Origin of the sequence: Streptomyces sp. NBC_01317, assembly GCF_035961655.1 — a bacterium.
Classification (GTDB): Bacteria; Actinomycetota; Actinomycetes; order Streptomycetales; family Streptomycetaceae; genus Streptomyces.
This window is the reverse complement of record NZ_CP108393.1, coordinates 4,402,700-4,418,897: the sequence shown is the minus strand read 5'-3', so window position 1 is coordinate 4,418,897 and position 16,198 is coordinate 4,402,700. Positions and strand designations below refer to the sequence as shown.

The 16,198-nt window shown below is 70.0% G+C and carries 17 protein-coding genes and 1 tRNA gene; 8 read left to right on the top strand and 10 right to left on the bottom strand.

Features of this window, described 5'->3' with window-relative positions; genetic code table 11:
- Positions 1-4 precede the first annotated feature (4 nt).
- Both OG349_RS19060 and OG349_RS19055 read right to left on the bottom strand, forming a co-directional pair.
- The gene (locus OG349_RS19060) at positions 5-2,056 is read right to left on the bottom strand and encodes a TerD family protein (protein ID WP_327235761.1); all 2,052 of its coding nucleotides are present in this window, start codon (positions 2,054-2,056) and stop codon (positions 5-7) included.
- Between the two features lie 112 nt (positions 2,057-2,168).
- The gene (locus tag OG349_RS19055; RefSeq protein ID WP_327235760.1) at positions 2,169-4,466 is read right to left on the bottom strand and encodes a terpene synthase family protein; all 2,298 of its coding nucleotides are present in this window, start codon (positions 4,464-4,466) and stop codon (positions 2,169-2,171) included.
- Positions 4,467-4,642: 176 nt separating this feature from the next.
- On the opposite strand from OG349_RS19055, the gene OG349_RS19050 reads away from it, so the two are divergent.
- From OG349_RS19050 to OG349_RS19035, 4 genes are all read left to right on the top strand, one after another.
- A complete protein-coding gene (locus OG349_RS19050; RefSeq protein WP_327235759.1) occupies positions 4,643-5,320 on the top strand; it encodes an HhH-GPD-type base excision DNA repair protein in 678 nt (225 codons plus the stop codon).
- Between the two features lie 78 nt (positions 5,321-5,398).
- The gene (locus tag OG349_RS19045; RefSeq protein ID WP_327235758.1) at positions 5,399-6,955 is read left to right on the top strand and encodes a M28 family metallopeptidase; all 1,557 of its coding nucleotides are present in this window, start codon (positions 5,399-5,401) and stop codon (positions 6,953-6,955) included.
- Between the two features lie 266 nt (positions 6,956-7,221).
- Complete coding sequence (locus OG349_RS19040) at positions 7,222-7,524, top strand: type II toxin-antitoxin system VapB family antitoxin (protein WP_023540426.1); 303 nt, start codon at positions 7,222-7,224, stop codon at positions 7,522-7,524.
- Between the two features lie 138 nt (positions 7,525-7,662).
- Complete coding sequence (locus OG349_RS19035; protein ID WP_327238619.1) at positions 7,663-8,277, top strand: LytR C-terminal domain-containing protein; 615 nt, start codon at positions 7,663-7,665, stop codon at positions 8,275-8,277.
- A gap of 83 nt (positions 8,278-8,360) precedes the next feature.
- Here OG349_RS19035 and upp read toward each other — a convergent pair whose 3' ends face one another.
- On the bottom strand, positions 8,361-8,996 hold the full coding sequence (upp, locus tag OG349_RS19030; protein ID WP_161313175.1) for a uracil phosphoribosyltransferase: 636 nt from the start codon (positions 8,994-8,996) through the stop codon (positions 8,361-8,363).
- A 207-nt stretch (positions 8,997-9,203) separates the two neighbouring features.
- Here upp and OG349_RS19025 point away from each other — a divergent pair, with 207 nt between their 5' ends.
- The 4 genes from OG349_RS19025 to OG349_RS19010 all read left to right on the top strand — a co-directional run bounded on the left by OG349_RS19025 (position 9,204) and on the right by OG349_RS19010 (position 10,954).
- The gene (locus OG349_RS19025; protein ID WP_442806400.1) at positions 9,204-9,527 is read left to right on the top strand and encodes a hypothetical protein; all 324 of its coding nucleotides are present in this window, start codon (positions 9,204-9,206) and stop codon (positions 9,525-9,527) included.
- 265 nt (positions 9,528-9,792) lie between these two features.
- The gene (locus tag OG349_RS19020; protein WP_327235757.1) at positions 9,793-10,329 is read left to right on the top strand and encodes a tRNA adenosine deaminase-associated protein; all 537 of its coding nucleotides are present in this window, start codon (positions 9,793-9,795) and stop codon (positions 10,327-10,329) included.
- Between the two features lie 53 nt (positions 10,330-10,382).
- The gene (tadA, locus tag OG349_RS19015) at positions 10,383-10,811 is read left to right on the top strand and encodes a tRNA adenosine(34) deaminase TadA (protein ID WP_161306681.1); all 429 of its coding nucleotides are present in this window, start codon (positions 10,383-10,385) and stop codon (positions 10,809-10,811) included.
- A gap of 58 nt (positions 10,812-10,869) precedes the next feature.
- A tRNA-Ser gene (locus tag OG349_RS19010) sits at positions 10,870-10,954 on the top strand.
- A 66-nt stretch (positions 10,955-11,020) separates the two neighbouring features.
- On the opposite strand, the gene OG349_RS19005 is transcribed toward OG349_RS19010, so the two are convergent.
- The 7 genes from OG349_RS19005 to OG349_RS18975 form a co-directional block, all read right to left on the bottom strand.
- On the bottom strand, positions 11,021-12,304 hold the full coding sequence (locus OG349_RS19005; protein WP_327235756.1) for a tyrosine-type recombinase/integrase: 1,284 nt from the start codon (positions 12,302-12,304) through the stop codon (positions 11,021-11,023).
- A 10-nt stretch (positions 12,305-12,314) separates the two neighbouring features.
- Complete coding sequence (locus OG349_RS19000) at positions 12,315-12,530, bottom strand: excisionase family DNA-binding protein (RefSeq protein ID WP_327235755.1); 216 nt, start codon at positions 12,528-12,530, stop codon at positions 12,315-12,317.
- Positions 12,531-12,765: 235 nt separating this feature from the next.
- A complete protein-coding gene (locus OG349_RS18995; RefSeq protein WP_327235754.1) occupies positions 12,766-13,935 on the bottom strand; it encodes a DUF3631 domain-containing protein in 1,170 nt (389 codons plus the stop codon).
- Entirely contained in the window at positions 13,932-14,324 is a 393-nt protein-coding gene (locus OG349_RS18990; RefSeq protein ID WP_327235753.1) for a hypothetical protein, read from the bottom strand. Before OG349_RS18990 ends, OG349_RS18995 begins: the two co-directional genes overlap by 4 nt.
- Positions 14,321-15,220: a bifunctional DNA primase/polymerase gene (locus OG349_RS18985; RefSeq protein ID WP_327235752.1), complete on the bottom strand. Its 900-nt coding sequence runs from the start codon at positions 15,218-15,220 to the stop codon at positions 14,321-14,323. Before OG349_RS18985 ends, OG349_RS18990 begins: the two co-directional genes overlap by 4 nt.
- Positions 15,221-15,304: 84 nt before the next feature.
- Positions 15,305-15,589 carry a hypothetical protein gene (locus OG349_RS18980; RefSeq protein ID WP_327235751.1) on the bottom strand — a complete coding sequence of 95 codons (285 nt, stop codon included), beginning with the start codon at positions 15,587-15,589 and terminating at the stop codon, positions 15,305-15,307.
- A complete protein-coding gene (locus OG349_RS18975) occupies positions 15,590-16,198 on the bottom strand; it encodes a hypothetical protein (protein ID WP_327235750.1) in 609 nt (202 codons plus the stop codon).

The window sequence follows — 16,198 nt, the reverse complement described above, 5'->3', positions numbered from 1 at the left end:
GGCGTCACCCCACCTCGACGGGCTCCGCGCGCTGTGGACGCCGTACAGGACGCCGCTCCAGCGGCATGACCACGGCGGCGCAGAAGCGGTCCACCGCGTCGTCCACGCTGCGGATGAAGCCGGACTCGGCGTTGCCGCGCGTATTGCCCATTCCCTTGAAGAGCGAGAGCCGGAATCCGGTGATCTCGGCGTCCCCCTTGGGCAGCAGGTCGCCGGGCTCGGGGCGCAGCCGCTCCAGCGTGCCGCGCGGCCCGCCGCCGCCCCCCGCCACCAGGGTCTGGACATGGAGATCCGCGGGCGCGTCGGCGAGTTGCCGGATCAGGCGCTTGGCCCAGGTGAGGGGGTAGCCGTGATCGGGCGCGGGGATGTCGACCGACGTACGGAGCTTGCCGGTGCGCAGATCGGCGGTGATCGCGAGGATCCCTTGGGTCCCTTCGATCCTCAACTCCGCCTCCAGGCGCCCCTCCTGGCAGAGCAGATCGGCCAGCGCGCCCCGGCGGGCCTTCGCGTCGGTGGCGCGCCGCACCCGCTGGACGGGCAGGACCTTCTGCCCGAGCTCACCCCCGAGCCGCAGACAGACCTGCCGGACCAGCCGCTCCCAGCTCGCCACGACGTCGACGGCTCGCGGATCTCCCTGGCAGAGCGTTTCGTCGTCGATCCCTTTGCGTACGGGCACCCAGGCCGGGCCCATGTTCTGGAAGCCCTGGCAGCCGGAGTTCTCGTGCTGGAGATAGTGCAGCAACTCCTGGAGGAGCCAGGCGTGCGCGGCGTTCCCGACGCCCTCGTGGCGGATCAGCATCTGCGCCTGGTGGGCGACCTCGGCCCAGGACAGGTGCCACAGGACGACCTTGTGCTTGCGGCGCCCGTCGATCTTCACGTCGACCAGCGGACTCCCCTCCAGCGCCACGTCGTTGCACAAGGTGATCACCGCGTCGTAGCCGCGCCGGGCCGCGATGTCCATGTAGTCCTGGACCTGCTGGTCCTTGAGGGGATTCCCGTTCGTCTTCGTCTCCACCAGAGCGGTCCACAGTTTGCCCGCCCGCTCCACCCGGATCACCCCGTCGGGCCGCTTGGGGCTGTCGCCGTGCGGCAGGGACACTTCGGTGAAGGTCTCCATCCGCCCGACCGGCGCCCCGAAGCCGGCGGTGAGCCGCCGGCCGAACTCGGGCACCTGCGCCATCACGGAGAGCAGGACGGACGTCGCCCGCGTCTCGCGCTCCCGGTCGCTCTTGAGCGACGGTACGGGGAAGAGCCTGGCCGGCCGCCAGGTGGTGTTGTCCGCCAGGCTCTTCTTGGCGACCTTGGGCAGGGTCACTTTCTTCCTGACGGTACGGGGCCGGCGCGCCACCGGCGGCACGTGCTCCACGGCCACCTGCGCCGGAATGACCAGGGCCGGCCCGGTGTCACTGACGGCCCCCACCCCGTCGCCGCTCGCCTGCACCACCTCGCCGGCCACCGCGGCCGGCTCCTCCACGGCGTCGTCCGCCGTGTCGTCCGTGGCGTCGTCCACGGCGTCGTCCACATCGATCCCGAAGTCCGTGGCCAGCCCGGCCAGGCCCGTCTCGTACCCCTGCCCGACGGCACGGAACTTCCACTCGCCGCCGCGCCGGTAGAACTCACCGAAGACGAAGGCGCTCTCGGCCCCCGCGTCGTCGATGGAGAACCCGAGCAGCTCCTCGCCCGTGCGGTCGCAGACCGTCAGCCGTAAGCCGTCGAGGTCCCCGAACCGCGCGCCCTCGTACCGGCTGGCCGCCACGACGATCTGCTCGACGCTCGCCTCCATCTCCGTGAGGCCGAGGCTGATCCGGTCCTCGCTGCCACTGTCCGTCGGGGTCTTCCCCAGCAGGTGCACGCTCCCGTCGGCGGCCGCCGGGTTGTTGTAGAAGAAGAAGTCGGCGTCGCTGCGGACCTTTCCGCCGTCCCCCAGCAGCAGTACGGAGACGTCCGCGTCCCCGTCCCCCTCCTCGCTGCTCCAGCTCAGGCCCACGCGCACGGAGCCCGCGTCCTCACTCAGGGACGCCAGTCCGACATTGGCGCCTTTGACGATTTCGTACATGTCCCCACCCCCTGGTGGCGGGCCGCCTCCTCCCCAGGGGTGGCCCGCCACGTCGTGTCGTGTGACGCACCGCACATTCACGGTGCGAAGGAGTGGAACCTTAGCGGGCCCGTCAGTTCGCCGCGCCGGGAACCGGTTCGGGGCGGGGGAACCTGATGCGGGTCGCCGAGGTGCCGAGGCCCGAGGGGGGTGGGGGGAGGCGGCGGGTGAGGCCCGCGCGGTCCTCGATCAGGTCCGCCTCCTTGTAGCGGAAGCACTCGCGGTGCCAGACGAGGATGCCCGACAGCCAGTTCTCCAGCTCCTTCACATAGCCGTCGAGCGCGTCGCGCGCGGTGTCGTCCAGGTCGAAGTCGTCGTACAGGGTCGGGAGTTCATGGGCGACGACGTGCTGGAACTGGCGCATGCGGGAGTTCATCAGGTCGTCGATGATCCTGAGGCCGGTCGCGTAGTCGCAGTCGAAGAAGTTCTGGACCACGAGGATCCCGTTGTGGATCTCGCCCTCGAACTCGATCTCCTTCTGGTACGAGAAGACGTCGTTCAGGAGCATCGCGTAGTCCTGGGCGGCGTTCTGGAGGGACTGCATGGGGCCGGTCCGGTAGATCTCCGGGGGCACGGCGTCGCCGAGGCCGATCCGGCACAGGTTCATCGTCAGGTCGGAGCCGAACGTGCGGCGCCGCATCTCGATGTAGTCGACCGGGTCGGGGATGCGGTTCAGGAGCTGGTTGTTCATCTCCCACAACCAGCTGTCGATCATCTCCTCGACCGACTTCCGGAAGTCACGGCGGCCGTCGAGGTCCATCGGTCCCGCCGTACGGGCCCACAGGTCGGCGAGGCCCCTCTCCAGACCGGTGTACGCCGGCGGTGTCTCGTCGGACTCGACGGGCATGAACAGCAACAGCCGCTCGTTGCACGCCTTCGCGCCCGCGAGATCGCGGACGCTGCCGTAGATCACCGGGTACAGGTCGTCGCCGTACGTCCCCCAGGCCAGCCAGTCCGAGGACAGGTCCAGGCCCTCCGGCGTGGCGTCCGGATGGATGCCGGCGGCGCACAGGGGGAGGTCGATGCGACGCAGGCGCTTCTCGTCCCAGACGTCGGAGCCGGGCCTGCCCGGCTGCGCCTCCAGGATCCCCATCCGGTGGCACCACTCGACCACGTGCTCGCGGGAGTGGGCCAGGTGCGGGCTGAGCTTCGGCTCGAACGGAATCTGGAAGTCCGGCAGCACGGACGGGCCCACCCGCTGGAACGGGACATGGCTGAAGCTGCGGATCCGCGCGGGGGACCCGGCGGTGAGCGTCTTGAGGTAGGCCGACGCGGCCGTCCCCAGCCCGACCGGCGTCATGGAGAAGCCGGGGCCGAGGCCGAGGCCCGCACCCGTACCGACCCCGCCGCCCCCCACCCCGACCGCGCCGGCCGCGCCCGACTCGGCACCGTTCATGTACCGGCTGGAACGCATGTGCCACTCGTGGCCGCCCGACTGCCAGTCCTGGAGGCCCTTCACGTACGCGAGGACATCGGCGCAGGCCGCCGGATCGAGGCCCTTCTCGGCGAAGAGGGGGCCCAGCTCGGTCAGCGTGGTGTTCTCGAACTGCTGGAGGCGGGAGGTCAGCAGATCGTTGACGGCATCGGCAGCCTCCTGTGTCGTACAGCCGAGAAACGTCTCCAGGACGAGGACGCCGTTGCTCAGCTCGCCCTCCTCCTCGATCTCCCGTTGGTACGAGAACAGGTCGTTGCGCAGGTGGACTCCGTCCGAGAACGTGTCCTTGAGGACCCGCAGCGGCCGGGACGCGGCGACCTCCGCCGGGATCTCGGCGCTCACGTACTCGATGAGGCCCGCCGACCAGGGCGCGCCGCCGACCTTGCGGCGCATCTCGATGTACTCGACCGGGTTCGCGACCCGCTCCGCGTTGATGTTCGCGAGCTCCCAGTCGGACTCGTTGAGCAGGTTCTCCGTGCTCTCGGCGAACCGCTCCCGCCAGGCCATCGACATGCTGGGGACCGTACGGGCCCAGAGGTCGGCCAGCCCCGCCTCGACGGGATTGGTCGGCTCGGGGAAGCCGTCGGCGAGATCCATCGGCATGAAGGCGGCCAGCCGCTCCAGATACGCCTTGCCGCCCTCGCGGTCCTGCGGCTTCTTGAAGACCTCCAGGAAGTGGTCGTCGAAGAAGAAGACCCACACATACCAGTCGGTGACCAGCGACAGCTGGGGGGCCGTGCAGTCCGGGTGGGTGTACGAGCACAGCAGGGCGTAGTCGTGGGAATCGAGGTCGTGCTCGTCCCAGACGCCGGAACCCTCCAGCATCCCCATGTCCCTGGCCCATTGTTTGGTGTGCGCTCTCGCCTCCTCCAGATGCGGATTGAGCCGGGCCGGATAGGACATGTAGAAATCCGGCAGTTCAAAGGGCTGTGTCACTGACGCGTGGCCTTTCCCGAAGCGTCCGGGAGCGTTCCCTGTCACCCGGTCGGCTCAGCTCTACCCCTCGTCCGGGTCCCCCATCCGCACCACAAAATAGTCATATGAACGTACCGATGGGGCTGCCTGTGGACAGCCTGCGTGCGGCCCGCCGGATACCGCGCGATCATGAGGAAATGAGCACCAAGATCCAGCTGGCACAGCAGCAGGAAGCCGACGACCTGCTCGGCCGCAGCCCCCTGGCCGCCCTGGTCGGCATGCTGCTGGACCAGCAGATTCCGATGGAATGGGCCTTCTCGGGCCCGTACACGATCGCCGTCCGCATGGGGCGCGACGACCTCGACGCCCGCGAGATCGCCGCGTACGACCCCGAGGCCTTCGCGGCCCTCCTCTCCGAGAAGCCCGCCGTGCACCGCTACCCGGGCTCCATGGCCACGCGCGTCCAGCAGCTCTGCCAGTTCCTGGTCGAGCACTACGACGGGGACCCCGGCGCCCTGTGGCGCGACGCCGCCACCGGCGCCGAAGTACTGACGAGGCTGAACGCGCTCCCGGGCTTCGGCAGACAGAAGTCCCAGATCTTCCTGGCGCTGCTGGGCAAACAGTTCGCGGTCCGCCCGCGCGGCTGGCGCGAGGCGGCGGGGGCGTACGGCGACGAGGGGTCGTTCCGCTCGGCCGCCGACATCACGGGACCCGAGACCCTGGCCAAGGTCAGGGCCTTCAAGCAAGAGGCGAAACAAGCCGCGAAACAGAAGGCGGAGAAGAAAACGGAGAAGCCGGAGAAACGGGAAAAGGCACGGAAGCCGGAGAAACCGGAGAACCCTAAGAAGGGGGAGAAGTCAGGGAAAAAGGTCTGAACGGCACCGGCATGGTTCCCAGAAGCCCCGCCGGTCGCTAGCTTTCCCTGACATTTGTTCGCACCGGAAGGACCCCCTGTGAACGCAACACCCCGTGCCTCACGCCGAGTTCTGGCCATCGCGGCGGCCACGGCCCTCGCCGCGCCGCTGCTCCTGGCGGCCTCCCCGGCCAGCAGTACGCAGTCGCACCACCACGGCTCGCACGCGGCCAAGGACGCGGCGAAGCTCTCCCGGAAGCTCGTCCGGGAAGCCTCGGCGCAGGACGTTCTCCGGCACCTGAAGAAGTTCCAGGCCATAGCGGACGCCAACGGCGGCAACAGAGCCGCGAGCTCGGCGGGCCACGAAGCCTCGGCCGCGTACGTGTACAACGAGCTCAAGAAGGCCGGCTACCGGGTCTCGTACCAGACCTTCGAGATCACCTACATAGAGACGCTCGCCGAGACGCTCCGGGTCACCGCGCCGACCCCGCGCGACGTCGCCATCTCCGCCCTGTCGTACACGACCTCGACCCCGGTCGGCGGCGTCACGGCCCAGCTGGCCGCCGTCCCGGTCGACGCGACCACGGGCTGCGAGCCCGAGGACTACACGGCGGGGGCCTTCACCGGCAAGATCGCGCTGATCCAGCGCGGCGGCTGCACCTTCGCCATCAAGCAGCAGCAGGCGGCGGCGGCCGGCGCGGTCGCGGCGATCATCTACAACAACACGACGGGCGTCATCAGCGGCACGCTCGGCGACCCGAACGCCGGAGTGATCCCGACCGGGGGCATCACCCAGGCCGACGGCGAGGCCCTCGCCGCCGACATCGCGCAGGGTCCTGTGACGGTCACGGCGGAGATACGCCAGTTCCAGGAGCAGCGGAGCACCCGCAACGTGGTCGCGGAGACGAAGGCGGGCGACGCCGACCGTACGGTCATGCTCGGCGCCCACCTGGACTCGGTCGAGGCGGGCCCCGGCATCAACGACAACGGTTCCGGCTCCGCCGGCCTGCTCGATGTCGCCCTCGACCTCGCCAAGACGCACGACAAGCCCGCCAACAAGGTCCGCTTCGCCTGGTGGTCCGCGGAGGAGCTGGGCCTGCTCGGCGCCGAGGCGTACGTCGCCGGGCTCACCCCCGAGCAGCAGGCCGACATCGCCCTCTACCTGAACTTCGACATGATCGGCTCGAAGAACTTCGCCCAGTTCGTCTACGACGGCGACGACTCCGACGCCACGGGCGCCGGCCCGGGCCCCGACGGCTCGGCGCAGCTGGAGAAGGGCATCAACAGCTTCCTCGACCGCCGCGGCCTCCCGCACGAGGGCACCGACTTCGACGGCCGCTCCGACTACGGCCCCTTCATCGACGCGGGCATTCCGTCCGGCGGCACCTTCACCGGCGCCGAGGGCATCAAGACCGCGGCCCAGGCCCAGAAGTACGGCGGCCAGGCCGGCGTCGCGTTCGACGCCTGCTACCACTCCGCCTGCGACAACCTGTCCAACATCAACAAGAAGGCCCTCGACGTCAACGTCGACATCATCGCCGACGCCGTGGGCACGTACGCCCACGACCTGCGCGCGCTCCCGAAGCGGCCCGCCTCCGCGCCGGCCGCGCGCATAGCCGGCGCCCGCACCGCCGACGGCCACGCCGCCACCGAGTAACGGGGACACCGGCGGGCCGTGGGCGGCGAACTCCCCGCCCACGGCCCGCCACCGGCCCGGCTGCGTGTCGCCACCAGCCCGCCACCATCCCCCCGCCGGCCCTCGCGCGGCCCGTCGCCGGTGTCCGGTCCGGGCCGATCTCGGCGCCCGGGTCACCGGAGGGGATGCCTCCACTCAGGCTTCGCTCCCGCTTTGCCATCTAATGCCACTTTTGAACTCGGGCGCCATGGCTGCGCCCGGAGCCTCTTGACCGGTAGGCTTTCCGTGTGATCTTCAAGCGCATCGGTAACGGGCGGCCGTATCCCGACCACGGCCGGGAAAGCACCCGGCAGTGGGCGGATGTCGCGCCGCGCCCGGTCCGCCTCGATCAGCTCGTGACCACGAAGGGTCAGCTGGACCTGGAGACGTTGCTCGCCGAGGACTCCACCTTCTACGGAGACCTGTTCGCGCATGTCGTGAAGTGGCAGGGCGATCTCTATCTGGAGGACGGACTGCACCGTGCCGTCCGCGCCGCCCTCCAGCAGCGACAGGTGCTGCACGCCCGCGTCCTGGAGCTCGATCTGGGCTGAGGCGGCTCCCGGGAGAGTGACGGACTGAGCCTTTCGGGCCCATTCCTCACCCCGACCGCCCAACCCGTTGATCATTTAGTAGGAATCACCACCGGCGCCCACTACGCTGCGCCCATGAGCATGCTCACTCCCCCCGGCATGGGCGGAAAGTACCGCATCACGGGGAACAAGTACCCGCGCATGCGCCGCCCTCGGCGCCGCCACAGGATCGTGCTCGCGGCCGTCGCATCCGTTGTTGCCCTCGGCCTGGCCGGCTGGGGGACCTTGCAGCTCATCGACGTCTTCACGGGCGACGGCAAGAAGACCACCGCCGCCGCGAAGACGCCCGACTGCAAGCCCTCCGCGGCACCCGCCAAGGCGCTGCCGAAGCCCGGCCAGATCAAGGTCAACGTCTACAACGCGACCCCGCGGGGCGGTCTCGCCAAGACCACCGCCGACGAGCTCAAGAAACGGGGCTTCGTCATCGGCAAGGTGGGCAACGCGCCCGCCACCTACGACAAGAAGGTCCGGGGCGCCGGGATACTGCTGGGCGCCCCCACCGCCGCGGACGGGCCCCTCACCGTTCTCGGCACTCAGCTGACGGGGGCCGCGTCGAAGACCGACACCCGTAAGACCCGGGACGTCGACCTGATCCTCGGCACGGGGTTCAAGAAGCTCAACGTCCAGCGCGAGGCGGACCAGGCGCTGGCGACCCTGTCGAAGCCCGCCCCGGAGCCCGCCTGCGGCAAGCTGGGCGCACCGCGCAAGAGCTGACCCCCCGGCGTACCGCCGCTCTTCCGTCCCCGGGCGGGGCACTTCCACCGCCCCGCCCGGCGACGAACAAGGCCATTCGGTCGCTAGCCCGCGAGTCCGTACATCCGGTCGCCCGCGTCGCCGAGGCCCGGGACGATGTAGCCGTTCTCGTTGAGGCGCTCGTCGACAGCCGCGGTGACGACGGTGACCGGCGCGCCCGCCAGCTCGCGCTCCATGACCTCGACGCCCTCGGGCGCCGCGAGGAGCACGACGGCCGTCACGTCGTCCGCCCCGCGCTTGATCAGCTCACGGATCGCCGCGACGAGCGTGCCGCCGGTGGCCAGCATCGGGTCCAGTACGTACACCTGCCGGCCCGAGAGGTCCTCGGGCATCCGGCTCGCGTACGTGGACGCCTGGAGCGTCTCCTCGTTGCGGATCATCCCGAGGAAGCCCACCTCGGCGGTCGGCAGCAGCCGCACCATGCCGTCGAGCATGCCCAGACCGGCCCGCAGGATCGGGACGACCAGCGGCCGGGGGTGGGAGAGCCGCACCCCGGTCGTGGCGGTCACCGGGGTCTCGATGTCGACCTGTTCGGTACGCACATCCCGGGTGGCCTCGTACGCGAGCAGGGTGACCAGCTCATCGGCGAGACGCCGAAAGGTCGGGGAGTCGGTGCGCAGGTCGCGCAGCGTGGTGAGTTTGTGCGCCACCAGGGGGTGGTCGACAACAAGAATCCGCATGGCGACCACAGTAACCGGAGGCCAAGGCACTACGGCCTGCCACCGACCGCCGAACCTCCCGGGCCGGACCGGTGGCATCAACCCGGGGTGCGGAGGGAAGGTGGATTGAGGTCATGAAGTGTCGGGAGACACATCCATCACTGGGATGGTGAGGCGACCGTGCCGGACAGGGACCAGCGACAAGCGGAAGAGCAGCAGGCCTCGGACCTGGGCGTACGGCCCGAAGACAAACCCGACGACAAGCCGGGCCGAACACCCGACCGAACGCCCGACCGAACGCCCGCTGCGGAGGCGGAGGGGAGGCCCCGCGCCGACCCCGCCCCAGCTCCCGACCTCGTACCGGGCCCCGGTCCCGACCCCGCCCCCGGCCTTGACGTCGGTGCCCCGACGGACGCGGCCCGCAGCCGCCGCCGCGCGCAGTTCCTGCGGGAGCTGAACGAGGCGAAAGCGCTCCAGGAGCGGGTGAAGCCGCGCCGGGCCCGCGCCGCGCGGATGCGCCAGCAGATGCGGATGCGCACCTTCCGCTGGTAGTGCGCGGGCAGCCGCGCCGAGCCACGCCCGGCCGCCACGCCCCCTGTGGGCACACATCTCGGGGGCCCCGGCGCCCTCCTGGGACACTTCGGCGCCGTCCGAGGGGTATCCCGCGCCCCACCACGGGAGCGGGCCTAATAAAATGGCCTTACGACGCAACGGTGGAAGACCTCTCGCGACGCGTTCGTTTCTGCAACGATTCCGGGTGGGCGGGGCAGAGCAGCGCACCGCCGGATCGTCACCTCTGACCAGTGGGAGAGTCACGGTGTACTTCGCCGCACTGCTCGCGCGCACCGAAGACGGGTGGCAAGCGAGCGACACAGAGCTCGACGACGTGGAGACCCTGTCGGATCTGACCGACCTGGCCCGCGAAGTCTCGGTGGACGAGGACACGGTCCTCGTCTTCATCGAGCAGGAAGACGCCTGGTTCGGCATCGTCCGTGTGGAGGGCGAGGAGGACCCTCGTATCTACGTCTCGGACGCGGCCGCGGCCGCACGCTCCTCGTACGGGGAGATTCTCATCGATGAACTGATCGGCCGGGACGACGACGACCCCGCCGACGACCTGGACACGCTGGACCTCGACGGTACGGAGGACGGCGAACCGGACGAGAACGACGAGGAGGACGAAGAGAGCCCGGTGGCGAGCGGGGAGATCGTGCCCGCGGGACCCGCCGGCGACCAGGAGATCCTCGTTGATCTCGGGCTGTCCGAAGGGGATCTGCTGGCCCTGGAGACCGACGCCATGGCCGAGATCGCGGAGGCTCTGGGAGCCGCCGAGGTCCTGGAGACCGTCCGCTAGTGCCCCGGCACGACCCTGTGCCGGACCCGGTACGCGATCCGTGGCGTACGTCCATGCGCCGCGCCCTGGACGAAGCGGCGCTGGCGGCCGAGTACGGCGACGTACCGGTCGGTGCCGTCGTGCTGTCACCGACCGGGGCGGTGCTGGCGGCCGGCCACAACGAACGTGAGGCGACGGGTGACCCGACGGCCCATGCGGAGATCGTGGCGATCCGCAGGGCGGCCGGGGCACTCGGCGCGTGGCGCCTGACGGGCTGCACGCTGGTCGTGACCCTGGAACCGTGCACGATGTGCGCGGGCGCGATCGTGCAGTCCCGCCTGGACCGCGTGGTGTTCGGCGCGCTCGACGAGAAGGCCGGGGCGGCGGGTTCGCTCTGGGACGTCGTACGGGACCGCCGCCTCAACCACCGCCCCGAAGTGATCCACGGCGTCCTCGCCGACGCCTGCTCCGCCCTGCTGACCACGTTCTTCCGCGACCGCTGACACCCCTTCACGGATACCGATTTCAAAGCACGGCCCACTGTGGGCTAAGCTTTCTCCCGGTAGCGTGTCCGAGCGGCCGAAGGAGCTCGCCTCGAAAGCGAGTGTGGGGAAACTCACCGAGGGTTCAAATCCCTCCGCTACCGCAGGTAGACGAAGGGGCAGGCCTATTTGGGCCTGCCCCTTCGCTGCATTCCGTCTCAGTTTCCGTCTCAGTTGGCTGGTACGAGAGCGCCTGAGGCGCCGTCGTCATCGTCGGGACGGTCTTTCTCGCTCTGCCAGATCAGACCGTCCACCTGCTTCGCGACGCCGGTTCGCACCGTGTCCACCATGTGCTGATACCTGGCGGCCATGGCAGTGGAGGACCAGCCCATGAGGCCCATCACGGCCCGCTCCGAGACTCCCAGAATCAGAAGGACAGTCGCGGCGGTATGGCGAGCGTCGTGCAGTCGGCCGTCCCGCACTTTGGCGTCTCTCAGAAGTTCCTTCCAGTCGTCGTAGTCGGTGCGGGGCGATGTGCCCCGGCCGGTCTCGGTGGCGAACAACCAGCCCTCATCCGTCCATCGGTCTCCGGCTGCTCCCTTCTCTGCGTCCTGTCGCGCGCGGTGGACCCGCAACAGCTCCACAAGCTGTAGCGGCAGACCGACCGACCGCCGTCCCGCGCGGGACTTCGTGTCGGCCGTCTCGGGGTTCGTACGCTGCCGCTGGGGGCAGTACCCGGCCTTGCGTCCGCATTCCTTGGCGTCCGCGCATCCGTGGGCGTACTGAGGGCGGCGGCGACTACGCCGGACCATCAGAACCCCTCGCGCGAGGTCCACGTCAGTCCACTTGAGCCCGAGGGCTTCCCCTTGACGCAGCCCGAGAGCAAGCGCCACTGCCCAGCGTGCTGAGTTCCGCCGGTCGTCGGCGGCCCGCAGCAAGCGCTGGACCTCTTCGACGGTGAAGGGCTCAACCTCCTCTTCCCGGACGCGCGGGGCTTTGGCTAGACGCACGGGGTTCTGCCCGAGGTGGCCACGTCGTACTGCCTCGTTGAGCGCCGTGCGGAAGGTGCGGTGAACCTGGTGAGCGGTACCGGGCTTGCTGCCGGCCGCCATCATTGCGCCGTACAGGTGCTCAATGTGCTCGGGCTTGAGCTGGTCCAGCTTGTGCGCGCCCAGGCCGGGGATGAGGTGCTTCCGCACCGCGACGCCGTAGCCGACCATCGTGTTCTCGTTGACCCCGAGGGGCGCGATGTTCTCCACCCAGTGCGTCAACCACATCGCCACGGTCCACGGCCGCCCAGGCTTTCGGAGTATCTTCGCGTCGCGCTGCTGTTCCAGCTCCTTGACGGCTTTGGTCACCTCAGCCCGGGTCTTGCGTTCAACGTGGCGCCGGTCCGGCTTCCCGTCATCCCGGATGCCGACCGTGACGCGACCGTGCCACTTACCGTCCTTTCCGAGGTAGATCGATGACCGGCCGTTGGGCTGGCGGGTGCGCTTCTTGCTCTCGTCTTCCATGGGGCCTCTCTCAAGCCGCGCGAGCGGCGGTGCTGTGGGACTGCCGGAGACGGGCGACGTACTCCGGTATGGCGTCGGCGGGGACCCTGCGGAGACGCCCGAGGGTCACGGATTCCAACTCGCCGGAAGCGATGAGGCGGAAGCACACGGTCCGGCCGATGGTGAGTCGCCGGGCAGCTTCCTCAACCGTGAGAAGGGCGAGCGAATGATCAACTACCAGTTCCATGAGGGGCTTTTCCTCACTGCGAGCTCGATAGAAGAGGGGTCTGCATGCCCCCTCCCTGTCAGGTCCGCTACTTCCGCTACCTCCGCTACCGCCCTGGTCAGGGGCATGATCGAGGTAGCGGATAGGGGTAGCGGTAGCGGATACATCCGCTACCGGCCCGGGGATGGGCGCCATGGGCCGGTAGCGGATGGATGGTGCGTGGTAGCGGATGGATCGGGCTCATCCGCTACCGGTTTTAGGCCTCTGAGCTGGGCGGTAGCGGAGGTAGCGGAAGTAGCGGACTTTCAGGGGGTGGGGGGCAGTAGCGCTGCCAGGCGTCCGCCATGTCGGCCGCGTAGTAGCCCTTGAGGACCCCGCCGCCGCTCTTGATGTTCCGGGCCGCGATCGGACTGTTCTCACCGGTCATGTACTCGCGGAGCATCTTCGACAGGCCGCGCGGGTCCAGGGGCCTGCCACCCATGTCTGCCCACGGCGCCTCGTCCAGGCTGTGGAGCCGTTCGAGGATGGCGCTCGTAGGCAGTCGGTCGATACCGTTGAGGACGTGGTCCCGCAGGTCGGTGAGGAGCCGAATGCCGATGCTGCCTTTGTCGTCCACCTTGGCCGCGTTGACCAGCTCCACACACGCGGCCCGTGCGCGCTTGGGCCATTCGCCGCCCGCCGCATCGGCGACCGCGATGAGCGGTTCCCACACATCGGCCGGCCGGTCCGTCACCTCGTCCGGCATGACGGGAAACGCGCCGTCGACGGCGGGCCGCACGCTTTCCGCCCACTGCGCGAGCCGCTCACGCAGCGCGTGCCCTTCCTGCGTGTGGATGCGGTGCCGGAAGGGCTCCACACGCTCGTTCCGGGCCCGGCGGCGCATGCGGATGATGACGGAGCGCGTGAGGATCGTGTCCGGCAATGAGCCGAGCCCCGCCACGGCGACCGCACAGTACGAGGGGAACGCCTGAACGGTCTGGTTCCCGCCGTCACCGACACACCGGTAAGTGACTCCGGTACGGCGGTGTCCGGCGTTGAGGAACCCGCGCAGTTCCTCGTTCTCCCCCGCTTTGGGACCGAAGACGGTGTCGATCTCGTCAAACAGGATGGTGGGCCGCCCCTCCGCACCGGACACCGCCCGGAACAGTGCCGCCGCGCTGGCGTTGACGGCGACCATGGGCTGAGGCGTGAGGGTTTCCACGATCTCCAGACCCCTGCTCTTCCCGCTCCCCGGTTCCGGGGAGAGGAACGCCAGACGGGGTGTGGAGTCGAAGCAGTCGAGCAGGTGGGCGTGCGCGTCCCACAAGGTCACCGCGACGTAGGCGGCTTCGGCCGGGAAGACGTTGAAGCGGCGGTGGAACTGCTCCACCTCGGTGAGCAGGGCCGCGCCGTCGACGGACGGGGTGCTTGGGGGTGCGGTGCTCATGCGGCGGTCCTCCTGGTGTTGCGGGCGGCCGGGGGGCGCAGCACGGTGACGTTGGTCTGGCCGGGGTGGTGGGGGCAGGCGTCCCGGTGCGCGGCGTGGTCCTCGACCAGCGCGAGGACGTCCGCTTGTCCGGTGGCGGTCAGGTCCCGGCCGCAGGCGCACCAGGACCGGGCCGTGGGCGTGGCGCGGTACGGGGCCCGGATGGTCAGTTCCCCGACGACGCGGAGCGGGGCGGCATGTCGCGGGGCGGGGGGAACAGAGGTGGGGACGCCTTCGGCGATGACCTTCGGCGCCCCCGCGCCGTGACGGGCGGGGGCCGCTTCGGCGAGGCTGGGGCCGGCAGGGGTGGAAGGACTGCTCTTAAGGAGGGAAGTTGGGGCGGCGGTCATGCGGCTCTGCCGGGGTTGTGGGCGATCGACCAGTTCAGCGCGCTGGTGATGGCGGGGCGGCATTCGCTTTCGCGCAGGCCGGACGCCGATCCCGCCCAATTAAGAGCGTCTTCGACCTCGGCCCGGGTGAGGGCGCCGGTTGCGACGAACCGTCCCAGGGCGCGGGCGGCACGAACGAGCGTGGCGTTGCGCACACCCTCCTGCGCGGTCGCGACGTTCGCCGTTTCGGCCTTGAGAGCGGCTGTGGCGTACGCAGGACCCTTGGGCGGCGTAGGGGCGGCCGTTAGTGCCCCCGACTCCTGACGGACCGTCAGAAGAGCGTACAGCCATTCCGGGAATGGGGCGACCGGCGCCGGATCGGCGACCACGTAGGGACCGGCGGGGGTGGCGCTGCCGGGGGCGACCACGTACCCGCCCCATGCCCGCGTGTCGATCAACTCCCCAAGCTTCCCAGCGGTGTTGGTCAGCCGGACGTCGCCCGGGGCGGTGAAGTAGAGGTGGTGGCCGCCGGAGGGGGTCCGGGTGCGGTAGGTGGTGGGGACGGCCTGCCCGGCGCGCTCGCAGAGCGCCTTGAAGGTCGCCGCGCCGCTAGGCGTGCCCGCACTGCTGTGGGGCTTGGGCATGTCGAGGTCCACCACGACCAGCCCGGAGGGGCCGGTGGCGATCCCGATGTTCGCGGGCTGGTAGTCCCAGCAGTACTGGATACGGCCGGGGTCAGTGGTGGCGCGCTGCTCCCACTTGCGGTGACCGCCCGCGCAGTCACCGGTGCGGGCGCAACGCTCCTCACCGTGCAGGGCAGGGCGCTTGTCGCCGGTGCGCAGGGGGAAGACGTGCCAGCCGCGTTCAGCAGCCGTCAGAGCGGCGGACAGCAGCGCGGATGGGGGTTCATGGGTCATGCTGAGGTGTCTCCTGTTCCGTGATGAACGGGGAGACCAGGGCGGCCCGCATCTCGCCAAAGTTCCGGGCCGCCCTAGCCGTGTCTAGAAGGGCGGTTCGTCGGAGTAGCCGCCGGACGGGGTGCAGTGCGGGAGCGGCAGCAGGACCCAGCGGCGGTCTTCGATCCAGCACGGGCACGACCACCAATCGGTGCCCGCGTACTCGCCGGTCTCGTGGTCGCCGTAGTCGTAGCTGTGTCCGCCGTTGCCACCGCAGTCAGGGCAGTTGGGGCGGGGGGTGTCGGTGAGGATGAGTGCGTGCCGGGGCCAGGTGGTGCGCTGGACGCGCAGCCGCAGTAGGGCCCGCACGGCAAGGTGGGGGCGTCGCATTCAGCTCTCCTTCGAGGCGCTGTAGGCGGGTAGTTCGGGGAGTCCGGCGGTTTCGAGGGTGTGCGGGTTGAACCCGGGGAGTGCGGCGCGGGCGGTGAGCGCCTGCGCGAGGGCTTCGGCGTACGCCGATCCTTCGCGGGCCACCTCGATCTGCGTGCGTCCGCGGATGGTTTCGACGCGTTCGACGTGGGCGTGTTCCTCGCGCCGGATCGTCGTCCCGCGCTCGTACGCCACGGTGTCGCGGCGGTCGGTGCGCCAGTACCGGGCGGCCAGCCCGTAGGAGACGGCGGTGGCGACGGCCCAGAGGAGAACGGGCAAGGACCAGCCGTCGGCGTACCCGGCGACCCCGGCGACGGCGAGGGCGCCGGAGGTGGCGAACGCGGTTCCGGCGAGGACTCCGTTACCGGAGCGGCCGGCCGACGCGAACGCCCCGGCCGCAGCCGATCCGGCGGCGAGGACGACCATCAGCGCGGCGTTGCCGACGCTGTGTTCGGCGCCGTTGGCGTTCCAGATCCGCCCCAGGATGAGCACGGTGGACGTGGCCACGACCGGCGCCACCTTCGGGGCCGCGACGGCGAGCCAGTGGCGCGCGAGGATCTGTTCGTTCAT